This window comes from Pseudomonas sp. A-RE-22 (genome assembly GCF_019956035.1).
GTDB lineage: Bacteria > Pseudomonadota > Gammaproteobacteria > Pseudomonadales > Pseudomonadaceae > Aquipseudomonas > Aquipseudomonas brassicacearum.
This window is the reverse complement of the sequence record NZ_JAHBCZ010000011.1, coordinates 177,813-193,831: the sequence shown is the minus strand read 5'-3', so window position 1 is coordinate 193,831 and position 16,019 is coordinate 177,813. Positions and strand designations below refer to the sequence as shown.

Below are 16,019 nucleotides of genomic sequence, written 5' to 3'. Positions count from 1 at the left end.
CGATGACTAGTTTGCATGCCGACGAGGCTTTCCTCGGCCATTTCCAATTGAGTCATGACCCTTTTGCACCGCGGGTCCCGGGCTTCAAGTTCTTTCCTGCACAGCGCAAGCCGGTACTGGGCCAGTTGCATCACCTGGCGCGCTACAGCCAGTTGCTGCTGGTGGTCACCGGTCCCCAGGGCAGCGGCAAGACCTTGCTGCGCCAGGCGCTGGTGGCCAGCACCAACAAACAGTCCGTGCAAAGCGTGGTGGTATCGGCCCGTGGCGCCGGCGATGCAGCCGGTATATTGCGTCAGGTGGCCCAGGCGCTGAACGTCGCGCAGGCCGAAGTCGGTGCAATTCTCGATCAGATCGTGCAACTGGCGCTGACCGGGCAGGAAGTCTATCTGCTGGTGGACGATGCCGAGCAACTCGACGAGTCGGCCCTCGAGGCCCTGCTGGCCTTGGCGGCCGGTGCGCCGGAGGGTCGCCCTCATGTGTTCCTGTTCGGCGAGTCGTCGCTGATCGCTGATCTGGACCAATTGAATCTTGAGGAAGAGCGCTTCCACGTCATCGAGCTGGCGCCCTACACCGAGGAAGAAACGCGTGAATACCTGGCCCAGCGTCTTGAGGGTGCGGGCCGGGGTATCGAACTTTTTACCGCCGATCAGATCTCTGAGATTCACGAAAGCGCCGACGGTTGGCCTGGCAACATCAACCAGGTCGCCCGCGATGCTCTGATCGAAGTCATGATTGCCAGCCGCTCAGCGGTGAAGCGTCCAAGTATGGGGTTCAACATGCCGAAGAAACACGTATTGGCAATTTCCGCCGTCGTCGTGGTCGCGGTTGCCGCCGCCTGGCTGATGCCGGGTCGCACCAAGGCACCCACCACGGGTGCCCCTGCCAACGAACAGGCTCAACTGCCTCTCGGCCAGGGGACGCCGCAACCCAACGGTGGTGCGCCGGCAGTGGAATTCGCCGGCAACACTCAGCCGATGCCACTGCCGCTGGTCGGCCAGTCGCAACCGGTCATGCGCGGTCCGCTGGCTGAAGCGGCCGGTGGCGTCACCGAAGGCGACGACGGCGCAGCGCCACCGGTCGACGACAGCAGCGACGTGCCGCCGACCGTGACCACCACCGCACCGCCTGTGGGCGTGCCCGCCGGTCCTGCCCCGACGCCTGCCCCGGCCGCCAAGCCGACTCCGGCGCCCACCCAGGTGGCCACCGCCAAGCCTGCCCCGGTTCCAACGCCTGCCAAGCCGGCGGCGCCAGCACCCGCACCCGCACCCGCAGCCAAGCCTGCTGCTCCGGCCAAGGCCACGGGCGGTAGCTGGTACGCTGGCCAGGCACCGGGCAACTACGTAGTGCAGATCCTCGGCACCAGTTCCGAAGCCGCGGCACAGAACTTCGTCAAGGAGCAGGGCGGCGAGTACCGCTATTTCAAGAAAGTCCTCAATGGCAAGCCGCTGTATGTCATCACCTATGGCAGCTTTGCCAACCGTGATGCAGCCGTTTCCGCCATCAAGGCCTTGCCAGCGAAGGTTCAGGCTGGTAAACCTTGGCCTCGCACTGTCGCCAGCGTCCAACAGGAACTGGCAGCAACTCGCTGAAGATTCGGCGGCCTTACCCAGGCCGCCTCTCCCGGCAACCTCAAAATTTCCGCAGGGGCGGGCGACCTTTCAGGCCGCGCGCCTTGTGGTGTCTGCGTCACAGTAGTGTTTGAGTCGTAGCGGTCGAACCCAAAAAAGTTTTGACTAGCACAGCATATAGCTTTAAACCTTTCACAAATGCGACATGGATTTGCGACAGTTCGTCGTCAAATTTGTGAGCCTCTGTGTCGGTGTGTACAATGACCTCCCTTTTGCCCCCGCAAAGCTGGCGTACGTTCGGCGCGGCATGCAACTGGTTGAATTGAAAAGAAATTTGCCTCGATTAGAGGCAGCCTGGTGAGAAAGTGTCTATGAAAGCAGGTCTGTACCAACCAGATGAATTCAAGGATAACTGCGGTTTCGGCCTGATAGCTCATATGCAGGGCGAGCCCAGCCACACCCTTTTGCAAACGGCCATTGAGGCCCTGACCTGCATGACCCACCGTGGTGGGATCAACGCCGACGGCAAGACCGGCGACGGTTGTGGCTTGCTGATTCAAAAACCCGACGAGTTCCTGCGTGCCATTGCCCAGGAAACGTTTGGCGTGACCCTGCCCAAGCAGTACGCCGTGGGCATGGTGTTCTTCAACCAGGATCCGGTGAAGGCCCAGGCGGCTCGCGAGAACATGAATCGCGAGATCCTGGCCGCCGGCCTGCAACTGGTAGGCTGGCGCAAAGTGCCGATCGACACCAGTGTCCTCGGCCGTCTGGCGCTCGAGCGCCTGCCGCAGATCGAACAGGTGTTCATCGCCGGCGAAGGCCTGAGCGACCAGGACATGTCGATCAAGCTGTTCAGTTCCCGTCGTCGTTCGTCCGTGGCCAATGCCGCCGACACCGATCACTACATCTGCAGCTTTTCCCACAAGACCATTATCTACAAAGGCCTGATGATGCCGGCGGACCTCACCGCCTTCTATCCGGACCTGAGCGACGAGCGCCTGAAAACCGCGATCTGCGTGTTCCACCAGCGCTTCTCCACCAACACCCTGCCGAAATGGCCGCTGGCCCAGCCATTCCGCTTCCTCGCCCACAACGGCGAGATCAACACCATCACCGGCAACCGCAACTGGGCCGTGGCCCGTCGCACCAAGTTCGCCAACGACCTGATGCCCGACCTTGAAGAACTCGGCCCGCTGGTCAACCGCGTGGGCTCGGACTCCTCGAGCATGGACAACATGCTGGAACTGATGGTGACCGGTGGTATCGACCTGTTCCGTGGCGTGCGCATGCTCGTGCCGCCAGCATGGCAGAACGTCGAGACCATGGACCCGGACCTGCGCGCCTTCTACGAATACAACTCCATGCACATGGAACCGTGGGATGGCCCGGCCGGTATCGTCATGACCGACGGTCGCTACGCTGTGTGCCTGCTGGACCGTAACGGCCTGCGTCCGGCGCGTTGGGTCACCACCACCAACGGGTTCATCACCCTGGCGTCGGAAATCGGCGTCTGGAACTATCAGCCTGAAGACGTCGTCGCCAAGGGCCGCGTAGGCCCGGGCCAGATCTTTGCCGTGGACACCGAGACCGGCCAGATCCTCGACACCGACGCCATCGACAACCGCCTCAAGTCCCGTCATCCGTACAAACAATGGCTGCGCAAGAATGCCCTGCGCATCCAGGCGACCATGGAAGACAACGACCACGGCTCGGCTTTCTACGACGTCGACCAGCTCAAGCAGTACATGAAGATGTACCAGGTGACGTTCGAAGAGCGTGACCAGGTGCTGCGTCCGCTCGGCGAGCAGGGTTACGAAGCGGTCGGCTCCATGGGTGATGACACGCCGATGGCCGTGCTGTCGCAGCGCGTGCGTACGCCGTACGACTATTTCCGCCAGCAGTTCGCCCAGGTGACCAACCCACCGATCGACCCACTGCGCGAAGCGATCGTGATGTCCCTGGAAATCTGCCTCGGTGCCGAGCGCAACATTTTCCAGGAGTCGCCGGAACACGCCTCGCGGGTGATCCTCAGCTCGCCGGTCATTTCCCCGGCCAAGTGGCGCTCGTTGACCAACCTCGACCGCCCGGGTTTTGCGCGCCAGGTCATCGACCTGAACTATGACGAAAGCGTCGGCCTGGAAGCGGCGATCCGCAACGTTGCCGATCAGGCTGAAGAAGCCGCGCGCGCCGGTCGTACCCAGATCGTGCTGAGCGACCGTCACATCGCGCCGGGCAAGCTGCCGATCCATGCCTCGCTGGCCACCGGCGCGGTGCACCATCGCCTGACCGAAAAAGGCCTGCGCTGCGACTCCAACATCCTGGTGGAAACCGCCACCGCCCGCGATCCGCATCACTTCGCGGTGCTGATCGGTTTCGGTGCCTCGGCGGTGTATCCGTTCCTGGCCTATGAAGTGCTGGGCGACCTGATCCGTACCGGTGAAGTGCTGGGCGACCTCTACGAGGTGTTCAAGAACTACCGCAAGGGCATCACCAAGGGGCTGCTCAAGATCCTGTCGAAGATGGGTATCTCGACCATCGCCTCGTACCGTGGCGCGCAACTGTTCGAGGCCATCGGCCTGTCGGAAGAAGTCTGCGAGCTGAGCTTCCGTGGCGTGCCGAGCCGCATCAAAGGTGCGCGTTTCGTCGACATCGAAGCCGAACAGAAAGCCCTGGCGGCCGAAGCCTGGAGCCCGCGCAAGCCGATCCAGCAAGGCGGCCTGTTGAAGTTCGTCCATGGTGGCGAGTACCACGCCTATAACCCGGACGTGGTCAGCACCTTGCAAGCCGCCGTGCAGCAGGGCGACTACAGCAAGTTCAAGGAATACACCTCGCTGGTGGACAACCGTCCGGTGTCGATGATTCGCGACCTGCTCAAGGTCAAGACCCTCGACACGCCGCTGGACATCAGTGAAATAGAGCCGCTGGAATCGGTGCTCAAGCGCTTCGATTCGGCCGGTATTTCCCTGGGCGCCTTGTCCCCGGAAGCCCACGAAGCCCTGGCCGAAGCCATGAACCGCCTCGGTGCGCGTTCCAACTCCGGTGAAGGCGGCGAAGACCCGGCGCGCTACGGCACCATCAAGAGTTCGAAAATCAAGCAGGTGGCAACCGGCCGCTTCGGTGTGACGCCGGAATACCTGGTCAACGCTGAAGTGCTGCAGATCAAGGTTGCCCAGGGCGCCAAGCCCGGCGAAGGCGGCCAGTTGCCCGGCGGCAAGGTCAACGGCCTGATCGCCAAGCTGCGCTACGCGGTACCTGGCGTGACCCTGATCTCGCCACCGCCGCACCACGACATCTACTCGATCGAAGACTTGTCGCAACTGATCTTCGACCTCAAGCAGGTGAACCCGAAGGCGCTGGTCTCGGTGAAACTGGTGGCGGAAGCGGGCGTTGGCACCATCGCGGCCGGCGTGGCCAAGGCCTATGCCGACCTGATCACCATCTCCGGCTACGACGGCGGCACCGGCGCATCGCCGCTGACCTCGATCAAGTACGCTGGCGCGCCGTGGGAACTGGGCCTGGCTGAAACCCACCAGACCCTGCGCGGCAACGATTTGCGCGGCAAGGTCCGGGTGCAGACCGACGGTGGCCTGAAAACCGGCCTGGACGTGATCAAGGCCGCCATCCTCGGCGCCGAGAGCTTCGGCTTCGGTACCGCGCCGATGATCGCCCTGGGCTGCAAATACCTGCGCATCTGCCACCTGAACAACTGCGCCACCGGCGTGGCGACCCAGAACGACAAGCTGCGCAAGGACCACTACATCGGTACCGTCGACATGGTGGTGAACTTCTTCACCTACGTGGCCGAAGAGACCCGTGAGTGGTTGGCGAAGCTGGGCGTGCGCTCGCTTGAAGAGCTGATCGGCCGTACCGATCTGCTGGAAGTGATCGAAGGCCAGACCGCCAAGCAGCAACACCTGGACCTGACCCCGTTGTTGGGCAGCGATCTCATTCCGGCAGACAAGCCACAGTTCTGCCAGGTCGACCGCAACCCGCCGTTCGACAAGGGGGAGCTGGCCGAGAAGATGGTCGACATGGCCGCTGCGGCGATCAACGACCTGAGCGGTGCCGAGTTCGACCTGGACATCTGCAACTGCGACCGTTCCATCGGCGCACGGATCTCCGGCGAAATCGCGCGCAAGCACGGCAACCAGGGCATGGCCAAGGCGCCGGTCACCTTCCGCTTCAAAGGCACCGCAGGCCAGAGCTTCGGCGTCTGGAACGCCGGTGGCCTGAACATGTACCTGGAAGGCGATGCCAACGACTACGTGGGCAAGGGTATGACCGGTGGCAAGCTGGTCATCGTTCCGCCCAAGGGCAGCGTCTACAAGACCCAGGACAGTGCCATCATCGGCAACACCTGCCTCTACGGCGCCACGGGCGGCAAGCTGTTCGCCGCCGGCACCGCAGGCGAGCGTTTTGCCGTGCGTAACTCCGGGGCCCACACTGTGGTGGAAGGCACCGGCGATCACTGCTGCGAGTACATGACCGGTGGTTTTGTCTGCGTGCTGGGCAAGACCGGTTATAACTTCGGCTCTGGCATGACCGGCGGTTTCGCCTACGTGCTCGACCAGGACAACACCTTCGTTGACCGGGTCAACCACGAACTGGTGGAAATCCAGCGGATCAGCGGCGAGGCGATGGAAGCCTATCGCAGCCACCTGCAAAACGTGCTGAACGAGTACGTCGCGGAAACCGACAGCGAGTGGGGTCGTGAACTCGCCGAGAACCTCGATGACTACTTGCGCCGTTTCTGGCTGGTCAAGCCCAAGGCTGCCAACCTGAAATCGTTGCTTTCCAGCACTCGTGCCAACCCGCAGTGATATGCGCCTGAAGAGTTTGATGAGGTTTTAACAATGGCTGAACGTCTGAATAACGACTTCCAGTTCATCGATGTCGGGCGCAAGGATCCGAAGAAGAAACTGTTGCGTCAACGCAAGAAAGAGTTCGTGGAAATCTACGAACCTTTCAAACCCCAGCAGTCGGCCGACCAGGCCCACCGCTGCCTGGGCTGCGGTAACCCGTATTGCGAGTGGAAGTGCCCAGTGCACAACTTCATTCCCAACTGGCTGAAACTGGTGGCCGAGGGCAACATCCTCCAGGCCGCCGAGCTGTCCCACCAGACCAACACCCTGCCGGAAGTCTGCGGCCGGGTGTGCCCGCAGGATCGTCTGTGCGAAGGTGCGTGCACCCTCAACGACGGTTTTGGCGCGGTGACCATCGGTTCGGTGGAGAAGTACATCACCGACACCGCGTTTGCCATGGGCTGGCGTCCGGACATGTCCAAGGTCAAGCCGACCGGCAAGCGCGTGGCGATCATCGGTGCCGGCCCGGCGGGCCTGGGCTGTGCCGATGTGCTGGTGCGTGGTGGCGTGACCCCGGTGGTGTTCGACAAGAACCCGGAAATCGGCGGTCTGCTGACCTTTGGCATTCCCGAGTTCAAGCTGGAAAAGACTGTGCTGAGCAATCGTCGCGAAGTCTTCACCGGCATGGGCATCGAGTTCCGCCTGAACACCGAGGTGGGCAAGGACGTGACCATGGAGCAACTGCTCGAAGAATACGATGCGGTATTCATGGGCATGGGCACCTACACCTACATGAAGGGCGGCTTTGCCGGTGAGGACCTGCCAGGCGTCTACGACGCACTCGACTTCCTGATCGCCAACGTCAACCGCAACCTGGGCTTTGAAAAGTCGCCGGAAGATTTCGTCGACATGAAAGGCAAGAAGGTCGTGGTACTCGGCGGTGGCGACACGGCGATGGACTGCAACCGCACCTCGATTCGCCAGGGCGCCAAGTCGGTGACCTGTGCCTACCGTCGTGACGAAGCCAACATGCCCGGTTCGCGTAAAGAGGTGAAGAACGCCAAGGAAGAAGGCGTGAAGTTCCTCTACAACCGCCAACCGATCGCCATTGTCGGTGAAGACAAGGTCGAAGGCGTGAAGGTGGTCGAGACCCGTCTCGGCGAACCGGACGCCCGTGGCCGCCGCAGCCCCGAGCCGATTCCCGGTTCCGAAGAGATCATCCCGGCCGACGCCGTGGTCATCGCCTTCGGCTTCCGCCCAAGCCCGGCGCCGTGGTTCGAGCAGTTCAGCATCCAGACCGATAGCCAGGGCCGCGTCGTGGCCCCAGAGCAGGGCCAGTACAAGCACCAGACCAGCAACCCGAAGATCTTCGCCGGTGGCGACATGGTCCGGGGTTCCGACCTGGTGGTGACGGCGATCTTCGAAGGCCGCAATGCGGCGGAAGGGATCCTGGATTACCTGCAAGTCTGATCAAGCGACACAAAACCCTGTGGGCGAGCTTTGTGGGAGCAAAGCTTGCTCGCGATCCAGGCGCCTCGGTACTCAAGAGACCGCGGTGTCTTCATCGCGGGCAAGCCTTGCTCCCACAAAAAAAGCTCCCACAGTTGTTTTGTGGTGCTGCTGAACTTCATTGCACCGCGACAAATTGCCCCGATAGATAAAAGGCACGGCTCTTGCCGTGCCTTTTGCCTCGCGCTCTGAGAAAATGCCCGCACTTTTTTTCCGGATGCCGACATGACTGCCCTGAAGAACGACCGTTTCCTTCGCGCCCTGCTCAAGCAACCCGTAGACGTCACCCCGGTGTGGATGATGCGCCAGGCTGGTCGCTACCTGCCGGAGTACCGCGCCAGCCGCGCCAAGGCCGGTGACTTCATGAGCCTGTGCATGAACCCCCAGTTCGCCTGCGAAGTGACGATGCAGCCGCTGGATCGGTATCCGCAGCTGGACGCGGCCATCCTGTTCTCCGACATCCTGACTATTCCCGATGCCATGGGCCAAGGCCTGTACTTCGAGACCGGCGAAGGCCCGCGCTTCAAGAAAGTCATCAGCACCCTGGCCGACATCGAGGCCCTGCCGATCCCAGATCCGCAGAAAGACCTGGGCTACGTCATGGACGCAGTCAGCACCATTCGCCGCGAGCTCAATGGTCGTGTGCCGCTGATCGGTTTCTCTGGCAGCCCATGGACCCTGGCCACCTACATGGTCGAAGGCGGCTCGTCGAAGGACTTTCGCAAGACCAAGGCAATGCTCTACGACAACCCGCAGGCCATGCACCTGTTGCTGGACAAACTGGCCCAGTCGGTCACGTCCTACCTCAACGGCCAGATCCTGGCCGGTGCGCAAGCGGTACAGATCTTCGACACCTGGGGCGGCAACCTGTCGGCGGCGGCGTACCAGGAATTCTCCCTGGCCTACATGCGCAAGATCGTCAGCGGCCTGATCCGCGAGCACGAGGGGCGCAAAGTCCCGGTGATCCTGTTCACCAAGAACGGTGGCCTGTGGCTGGAAAGCATCGCCGATGTCGGCGCCGACGCCCTGGGCCTGGATTGGACCTGCGACATTGGCAACGCTCGCGAGCGCGTCGGTCACAAGGTCGCCCTGCAAGGCAACATGGACCCGACCGTGCTCTACGCCAAGCCTGACGCCATTCGTGCTGAAGTCGGGCGTATCCTGGCCAGCTATGGCAGCGGCAGCGGCCACGTGTTCAACCTAGGCCATGGCATTACCCCGGAAGTCGACCCCGAACACGCCGGTGCCTTCCTGCGGGCGGTGCATGAGTTGTCGGCGCAATATCACGTCTGATTGCAACCCTGTCACCCAGCCTGTCCGGCCTCGTGTCGGACAGGCTTTTTATTGCCCGGTCGTTGATGTTTCCGGCGCCTGCGCCACCCAGCGGGAGCAAGTTCCCTCGCCACAAAGGGTCCACGCTGTCCCTGGTTGGGTCGTGAAGTCGTGATGGCTTAAACCTGCACATTCCCCGGCAGCAACGGTAATTTCGCCAGCTTCACCGCCACCCACAATGCGACCACCAGCAAGCCACCGATGAACAAGCCGACACCGTTCCACCCGCCCAGGTGCCAGGCCACACCGCCCGCCGTACCCGCAACGCTGGATCCGGCGTAATAGCTGAACAGATAAAGTGACGAAGCCTGGCCCTTGGCCTTGAGGGCGCGGCGGCCGATCCAACTGCTGGCGACCGAGTGGGCGCCGAAGAAACCGAAGGTGAACACCAGCATGCCCAGCACTACCAGCCACAGCGGGGTGGCCATGGTCAGCGTGAGGCCGGCCAGCATCAGTGCAATGGTCGCCCAGAGCATTTTGCGTCGGCCGAGCCTGTCCGCCAGTGCACCGACTTTTGCCGAGCTGTAGATGCCCGACAGGTACACCACCGACAGCAACCCGACAAAGGCCTGGTCCAAGTGATAAGGCTCGGCCAGCAGGCGGTAGCCGATGTAGTTGAACAGCGTCACGAACGCGCCCATCAATACGAAAGCTTCAAGAAACAGCAGCGGCAAGCCGGCGTCGCGAAAGTGCATGGTGAAGCCGTCCAGCAGGCTGCGCGGGTGCAGCGAACGAGGACGGAAGTTGCGTGACTCAGGCAGGATTCTCCAGAACACCGCTGCCGCGATCAGCGCCAGGCCGCCAATCACCAGCATCGCGGTGTGCCAGCTGACAAAGTCGATCAAGACCCCGGTGATCAGGCGTCCGCACATGCCGCCGATGGCGTTGCCGGCGATGTACAACCCCATCGCCAGGCCGATGTGCTTGGGATGGATTTCTTCGCTCAAATACGTCATCGCGACCGCTGCCAACCCGCTCAACGACAGCCCCACCAAGGCACGTAGCAGCAATACACCCTGCCAGGTCGGCATCATGGCGCTGGCAATCGTACACGCCGAGGCGGCGAACAGCGCCGCGACCATCACCGGCTTGCGCCCGATGCGGTCGGAAATCGGGCCGGTGATCAACAGGCCGATGGCGAGCAGGCCGGTCGCCACCGACAGGATCAGGCTGCTCTGCGCCGCGTTGATGGAAAATTCCTTGGACAACAGCGGCATCATCGGTTGCACGCAATACAGCAGGGCAAAGGTCGCAAAGCCACCGCTGAACAGCGCCAGCACCGTGCGCATGAACATCGGCGTGCCCTTCTCGATATAGATGTCCTTGAGTTCGGCGACGACATCATCCTGCACACGCGGCGGGATTTCATGGGTCAGTGGAGCGACAGCAGTTTTCACGGTGGACCTCGCAAGGGCACGTTCTGGCAGGCAATGAAAAAAGCATATAGCCGGCTAATGATTCTATCCAATATATTGTTCGACCTGTTTAAGACGTTATACGACCTATTGGATTGCCCATGGAATTGCGACACCTGCGTTACTTCATCGCCGTTGCCGAAGAACTGCATTTCGGCCGTGCCGCGCTGGCCCTGGGCATCTCCCAGCCGCCCTTGAGCCAGCAGATCCAGGCGCTGGAGCAGGAGATTGGCGCACGGTTGTTCGAGCGTACCAATCGTCGGGTCGAATTGAGCGAGGCCGGGCGGTTGTTCCTTGAAGAAGCGCGACGGGTATTGGTCCAGGTCGATAAAGCCGCTGACGTCGCCCGCCGCGCCCAACTGGGGGAGTTGGGCGAGCTGAAAATCGGCTTCACCTCCTCGGCGCCTTTCAACTCCACCATCCCCCAGGCGATTTTTTCATTCCGGCAACGCTTCCCGGCGGTGCACCTGAACCTGCGGGAAATGAGCAGTACCCAAGTGGCCGACGCACTGGTGGATGAAGAGATCGAGGTGGGCATCATGCGACCCTTGCCGTTGCCCGACTCCTTGGTGGAAATCGAACTCAGCCGCGAACCGCTGGTAGCCGTGCTCAGTGCCAAGCATCCCCTGGCCCAGGGCAATGAAGACGGCCTGTTCCTCTCGGCCTTGGCCCAGGAGCCGTTCGTGTTCTTCCCCCGCAGCTACGGCAGCGGCCTCTATGCCCAGCTCCTGAACCTGGCCCGCGACGCCGGCTTCAGCCCGCACTTCGCCCAGGAAGCCGGCGAAGCCATGACCATCATCGGCTTGGTGGCGGCGGGGCTGGGTGTCTCGGTATTGCCGGCGTCTTACCAGCGCATGCGTATCGATGGGGTGGTGTATCGACCGCTACTCGATCCGGCAGCGGTGTCGGCGGTGTGGCTGGTCCAGCGCAAGGACCAGCGTTCGCCGATGGCGAAGGCGTTTGTGGCGTTGTTGACAGGTAATACCGAGTAGCGGGTCAAGCGGAAAAACGCCTGTGGGAGCGAGCTTGATCGCGATGCAGATATTGGATGTGCCGACGCCATCGCGAGCAAGCTCGCTCCCACCCTTGATCGTCGGTGGTCGCAGAACCTTCAATCACCGCAAATCTCCTGTGGGAGCGAGCTTGCTCGCGATAGCGGTGCATCAGCCACCAAAGATGTTGGATGTGCCTACGCCTTCTGGGGCTCTCTATCTCAATCCCCCCAGACGGTCGCCGGTTTGTTTACGTGATAATTATAAAAACCCTGGAGTGTCCACGTATCGCCCTGGCGTTCGAACGCGGCGCGCCACAAGCCCCGGCCACCTCCTGGAACCAGTCGAGCCATGTCGTACCAGTAATACTGATTGATTTTCTTCGTCGTCACCCTGCCAGCACGAATGTCATCCATGATTTCTACTACTTTCGCCCTGGCTGTTTCAGGGAAGTTATCGTAGGACATTTGCGTGTCCGCCAATGGGCTGGTATCGACCATGAACTTGTCGGCCGCAGGCGATGGAACCGCTGAAGTAGGTGGCGTGGTTGGAGGTCGGGTGCCGGTCACCCTGTTTGTCCGGGCCTGTGTCACGACCTCGATGTCGAACGCATCATAGCGGGATAAGTTTCGGGTGAATTTTGTAATCTCCTCTTCGGTAACAACCATCATCCTGCGTTGCGACTTGCCTTTGTTGGCGATGATGTAAGGGATTTCATGTTGCCTGATTTCTGTCAGTAGCCCGAGTCTGTTTCTGCGGCGCATTTCCGTACTGAAGGCATTGATGAATTTTCTTTTGTATTCGTCTTGGCGTTCGGCGGCGTTAACGTATCTTCTCCTGGCGGCCTCTACATCCGGGCCGCTCCCTGGGAATAGCGGTTCCAGCTCGGCGAGGAGTTTGGCTTGTGCGACTTCCAATATTTCGGTATGGGTATCTGCAATATTACGGACGGCGTCTCGCTTTTTTCCTCGTTCGGGGGTGATCGCTAGAAATACAGCCCCGGTGACGTTATCTGGCAATATGGTGATGGCCGTATTGAACTCACCTCGGTGATTGAACAGCTTTGGACCAAGTATTTCTATCTTGTCAAATATCAGTATTTGTTGGGCGGCTGTAAGGTTGAAGCCATCACCTCTTGATTCGATGACTTTGGTCGCAGTATCGACGTGCATCCATATGTTGATTTTATGCTTCATGTTTGCGTGGGGAATTACCTGCGTTTGATAGAGGGAGGTTATTTGTGCGCGATAAGAATCCAAGTCGCGCATGCCAACATCCTCCATGCTCTCATGGAGTATTCGTACAACCAGCTCATCAGGCATTGAATCAACAAGATTCTTTACGGTGTTGACCAATTCAACGGAGGGCCTGCGTTGGTCCGCCAAAGCACCTTCCAGCAATATGTTGCATCGCTTCTGTTGCAAGGTCTCTGGAGATCGACCGATCAGACTCTGTAAAGCCCCGCCACCCAGCAACCGCTGTCGTGCTTCAACCTGCCAACTGCCGTTTTTCCAGGTCACCGTCCGCTGGTTTGTACGGTTGTTAGGCGCGTAGATAATCCGTTCGCCTCCCTGAATCGCCGATTTGTAGAAGTACTTTCCTATGGTCAGGTAACCCTGCCCGCTGGTGTCCCTGTACCGATTGCGGCCTTCGGGGATCAACCCCTTGCTGTCAAAGCCCCTGAGGTGAAAAGCCTCCAACTCCGGATCTGGCATGCGGGGCAGGGAGGACAGCGCCGGGCGTGCCTGATGACGCCTTGCACGCGCCATGATCAGATCCTGCCCGGCTTCGGCGATGACCTCGCCCAGTCCGCTGATAAAATCACGTGTCCACTGGCTGAAGTGACCGTCTTCGACATCGATTGCCGCCACCGCCGTCCCTCCGGCCATCGTTGGCAGGATCGCACGTCCCAGTATTCCGCCCAGCCGGCCCGCAGGTGCCATCGACATCGCCCCGGTCAACAACATGACGCCGTTTCTGCGCCCCTCCCGCGCGGCTGCGCTGTCGCGTTCGGCGTTGGTCACCGTCAACATGTCCGCGGTTTTCATCGCGTGGGTTATTTGCGTTTCATACAGTGCTTGGAGCAAGTTCCCTCCAACCACGGGCGAGGAGATTTTCGTCGCAAAGTCGTTCTGTGCCCTGGTCCTCGCCCAGACGAAAGCCGACTGTGTGACTTTTCTTATCTTCTCCTCGAACGTCAGCTTTTCCGAGGCCGGCACCATACTGGCAAGCTGTACGGCCTGCTCCAGCAGCGGCAGTTGCGAAATGAGCCAGCGGGTCATTTGTGGCGTGGCAGTGAGCGTCTGCGCCAAGGTGCTTTCCAACGTTCGACCGCTGGCCGCATCCACGTCCCTGAACACCTTGCCGTCCGGTGCTCCCGGCGTGTACAGCGTCAGCGACGGGCGGCTCGACACGGTTTTCACCCCAAACGCCAGTATCGACCTGAGCACGCTGTTGCCCCACTGCAGTTGACGGACCACCACGTCGTGCCCGTTGACCTTGGCGCGCCGATCCGGTGTCGGACTGTCCAACGCTGCCAGCACCAGGTTCAGTCCGATACTGTCCTTGTCGTGCCTCAGGTCGCCCGAGATATGGGCGGTCCACGCCTGGGCCCGTATCTGTTGCGCTTTCAGGGTCATCCATTGCGCTTGTGATTGGCGGGCGGCGAGTTGCACATCGGTCGCCAGCCGGGTGCCGATGTCTGCCCGCTCGATGGTCTCTATAATCTGCGCAAAGCTCAGCGGCCCGACGACGCTAGGCTGAGCGGCGTTGCGTTCGTCCTGGGTCAGGTTGGACATCGCCCACTCGGTCATGGAACGGCGGTCATCCATGACCCCCCTCACGCCACCTTGCGAAACCCCGGACCCGAACGGTGAGGCGCCCGTTGGTGCATGCGGGTCAGTCAGTTGTTTTCTGATACTCAGCGACACATCTTCAGGGTCGGCTGGCGGGTATTTCTCCCCGATGAAGCCGGCGAGCAGGCGACGGGTCCGCTCCCGAAGCGCCTGCGCGGTGGCCAGCGTCACCGGGTCCGCTGGGGGCGGTGTATCGACCAGGCTGCTGTGCAGGGCCTGCGCCGCCCGCCACCATGCCAGGCGGTCGTCACCGGTGATGTGGGGGAGGTCGTGCAGCCAGTCATTCAAGTTTTTCAGGTTCAGCCGCAGCTCGCGCTCGTCCATGGCGCCCGCCAGGTCCAGCTTATCGCCGATGTCCGCCGCGGCATCCAGCCTGCTCACCCAGGCGGCGATTTCCTCTTCCTCGGTCGGGCCGTTCAACAAGGTATTGCTCACGGCTGCTTTCTGCACCGCCCGCAAATCGCTGACCAAATGAACAAGGAAATTCCCTGCTATGGGTGCGGTGTCCAACCGGTCCTCAACGTTATCGTCCTCCATCAGGCTGGCCTTCAGTTCCGTCAGGCTGCCATGCACCTCCAGCGGATGACCCGGACGGTACAGCACGGCGTCCGCCGAATGATCGGTATGGTCGGGCCGTGTCAGCACGACGGCACCCGGCACCGGCAGGCTGAATCCCCAACCTTGGAGAGTGAGGCTCAGGTTGAAAACCCCGGGTCTGGTGGCCTGCGCCGCCAGATGGTCTGTCACTGCCTTGTGCATTGCCTGGCTCAGCGTTGTATCCAGCAAATGAAGATCTGCTTGTACCTGCAGTTGCGTGCCCAGTTCTTCCGCCAGCCAGTCACCGACGTTGCGGCCTCGGGTGAAATCGGCCGGTTTACTCCAGAAGTCATCCAGGACCCGCGCCAGCAGCCGTTCATAAGACGCTGGCGTGGTGTTCAGCAGGCGTTTGATTTCCTCCTTTGCTTCACGACTGTTCAGGGCGCTGGGCACTTGGGTGAGGTTGTCTTTCGTCACGACAACCTCGAGGTTGTCGATTTCGAGGAAAAACTCACGGGTATTCATCTGGCCGGCAGCGGCGCGCCAGAAAAGGGTCTCGAGGAAAACGATATCTTTCACTGTCCGCCGGGACATCGGCCCGTTGGGGACGCGTTCCGATGGGGCGATAGGCTCCTCTTGCAGCGTGCACACCGACAATGTTTCGACGGCCATGGTGCCCGCCAAGGCGGGGAAGGTTCTTTTGAACCAGTAGTCCAGATGCTGTCTCGTGGCCGTCGAGGGCCAGGGAACGGCACTGTTCAAGCGGATCATGTGCTGCTGCGAGGTCGTGAGCCGGTTTGTCAGTGGGGTGCTGGCGTCAGTGACGCTATCGGCCTGCGGAAGGTTGAAAGACGGTATGGGGGCGGTATCTTCCTGCATGTGCTCTTCCTGAGAGTTTTTCGGAAGGGCAACCTATTGAAGGCAGGCGACGATAGGGTGGTAGATAGATACCGCACATACAAAGGAAGGTGCTGTTCGAGCGCCTGTGACAAAGCGAATTTGACTGATT

Annotated in this window: 7 protein-coding genes; 5 read left to right on the top strand and 2 right to left on the bottom strand. The window is 61.1% G+C overall.

The window, feature by feature from the left end; genetic code table 11:
* Nucleotides 1-2: 2 nt before the first annotated feature.
* From KGA89_RS07130 to hemE, 4 genes are all read left to right on the top strand, one after another.
* Nucleotides 3-1,589 carry an AAA family ATPase gene (locus KGA89_RS07130; protein WP_223471051.1) on the top strand — a complete coding sequence of 529 codons (1,587 nt, stop codon included), beginning with the start codon at nt 3-5 and terminating at the stop codon, nt 1,587-1,589.
* Nucleotides 1,590-1,939: 350 nt separating this feature from the next.
* A complete protein-coding gene (gene gltB / locus KGA89_RS07125; protein WP_223471050.1) occupies nt 1,940-6,388 on the top strand; it encodes a glutamate synthase large subunit in 4,449 nt (1,482 codons plus the stop codon).
* 33 nt (nt 6,389-6,421) lie between these two features.
* The gene (locus tag KGA89_RS07120) at nt 6,422-7,840 is read left to right on the top strand and encodes an FAD-dependent oxidoreductase (protein ID WP_003196992.1); all 1,419 of its coding nucleotides are present in this window, start codon (nt 6,422-6,424) and stop codon (nt 7,838-7,840) included.
* Between the two features lie 264 nt (nt 7,841-8,104).
* Entirely contained in the window at nt 8,105-9,172 is a 1,068-nt protein-coding gene (gene hemE / locus KGA89_RS07115; protein ID WP_223471049.1) for a uroporphyrinogen decarboxylase, read from the top strand.
* A 158-nt stretch (nt 9,173-9,330) separates the two neighbouring features.
* Here the strand turns inward: hemE and KGA89_RS07110 are convergent, their stop codons facing one another.
* Complete coding sequence (locus KGA89_RS07110) at nt 9,331-10,587, bottom strand: MFS transporter (protein WP_411740619.1); 1,257 nt, start codon at nt 10,585-10,587, stop codon at nt 9,331-9,333.
* A gap of 140 nt (nt 10,588-10,727) precedes the next feature.
* Between KGA89_RS07110 and KGA89_RS07105 the strand changes: the two genes are divergently transcribed.
* The gene (locus tag KGA89_RS07105; protein WP_003196997.1) at nt 10,728-11,618 is read left to right on the top strand and encodes a LysR family transcriptional regulator; all 891 of its coding nucleotides are present in this window, start codon (nt 10,728-10,730) and stop codon (nt 11,616-11,618) included.
* A 221-nt stretch (nt 11,619-11,839) separates the two neighbouring features.
* Here the strand turns inward: KGA89_RS07105 and KGA89_RS07100 are convergent, their stop codons facing one another.
* Entirely contained in the window at nt 11,840-15,889 is a 4,050-nt protein-coding gene (locus tag KGA89_RS07100) for a dermonecrotic toxin domain-containing protein (protein ID WP_223471048.1), read from the bottom strand.
* Between the last annotated feature and the right edge of the window lie 130 nt (nt 15,890-16,019).

Excerpts from the sequence above, each read along its gene's own strand:
- KGA89_RS07130 (WP_223471051.1), top strand. The coding sequence starts at position 3 with ATGACTAGTTTGCATGCCGACGAGGCTTTCCTCGGCCATTTCCAATTG.
- gltB (WP_223471050.1), top strand. The coding sequence starts at position 1,940 with ATGAAAGCAGGTCTGTACCAACCAGATGAATTCAAGGATAACTGCGGT.
- KGA89_RS07120 (WP_003196992.1), top strand. The coding sequence starts at position 6,422 with ATGGCTGAACGTCTGAATAACGACTTCCAGTTCATCGATGTCGGGCGC.
- hemE (WP_223471049.1), top strand. The coding sequence starts at position 8,105 with ATGACTGCCCTGAAGAACGACCGTTTCCTTCGCGCCCTGCTCAAGCAA.
- KGA89_RS07105 (WP_003196997.1), top strand. The coding sequence starts at position 10,728 with ATGGAATTGCGACACCTGCGTTACTTCATCGCCGTTGCCGAAGAACTG.
- KGA89_RS07100 (WP_223471048.1), bottom strand. The coding sequence starts at position 15,889 with ATGCAGGAAGATACCGCCCCCATACCGTCTTTCAACCTTCCGCAGGCC.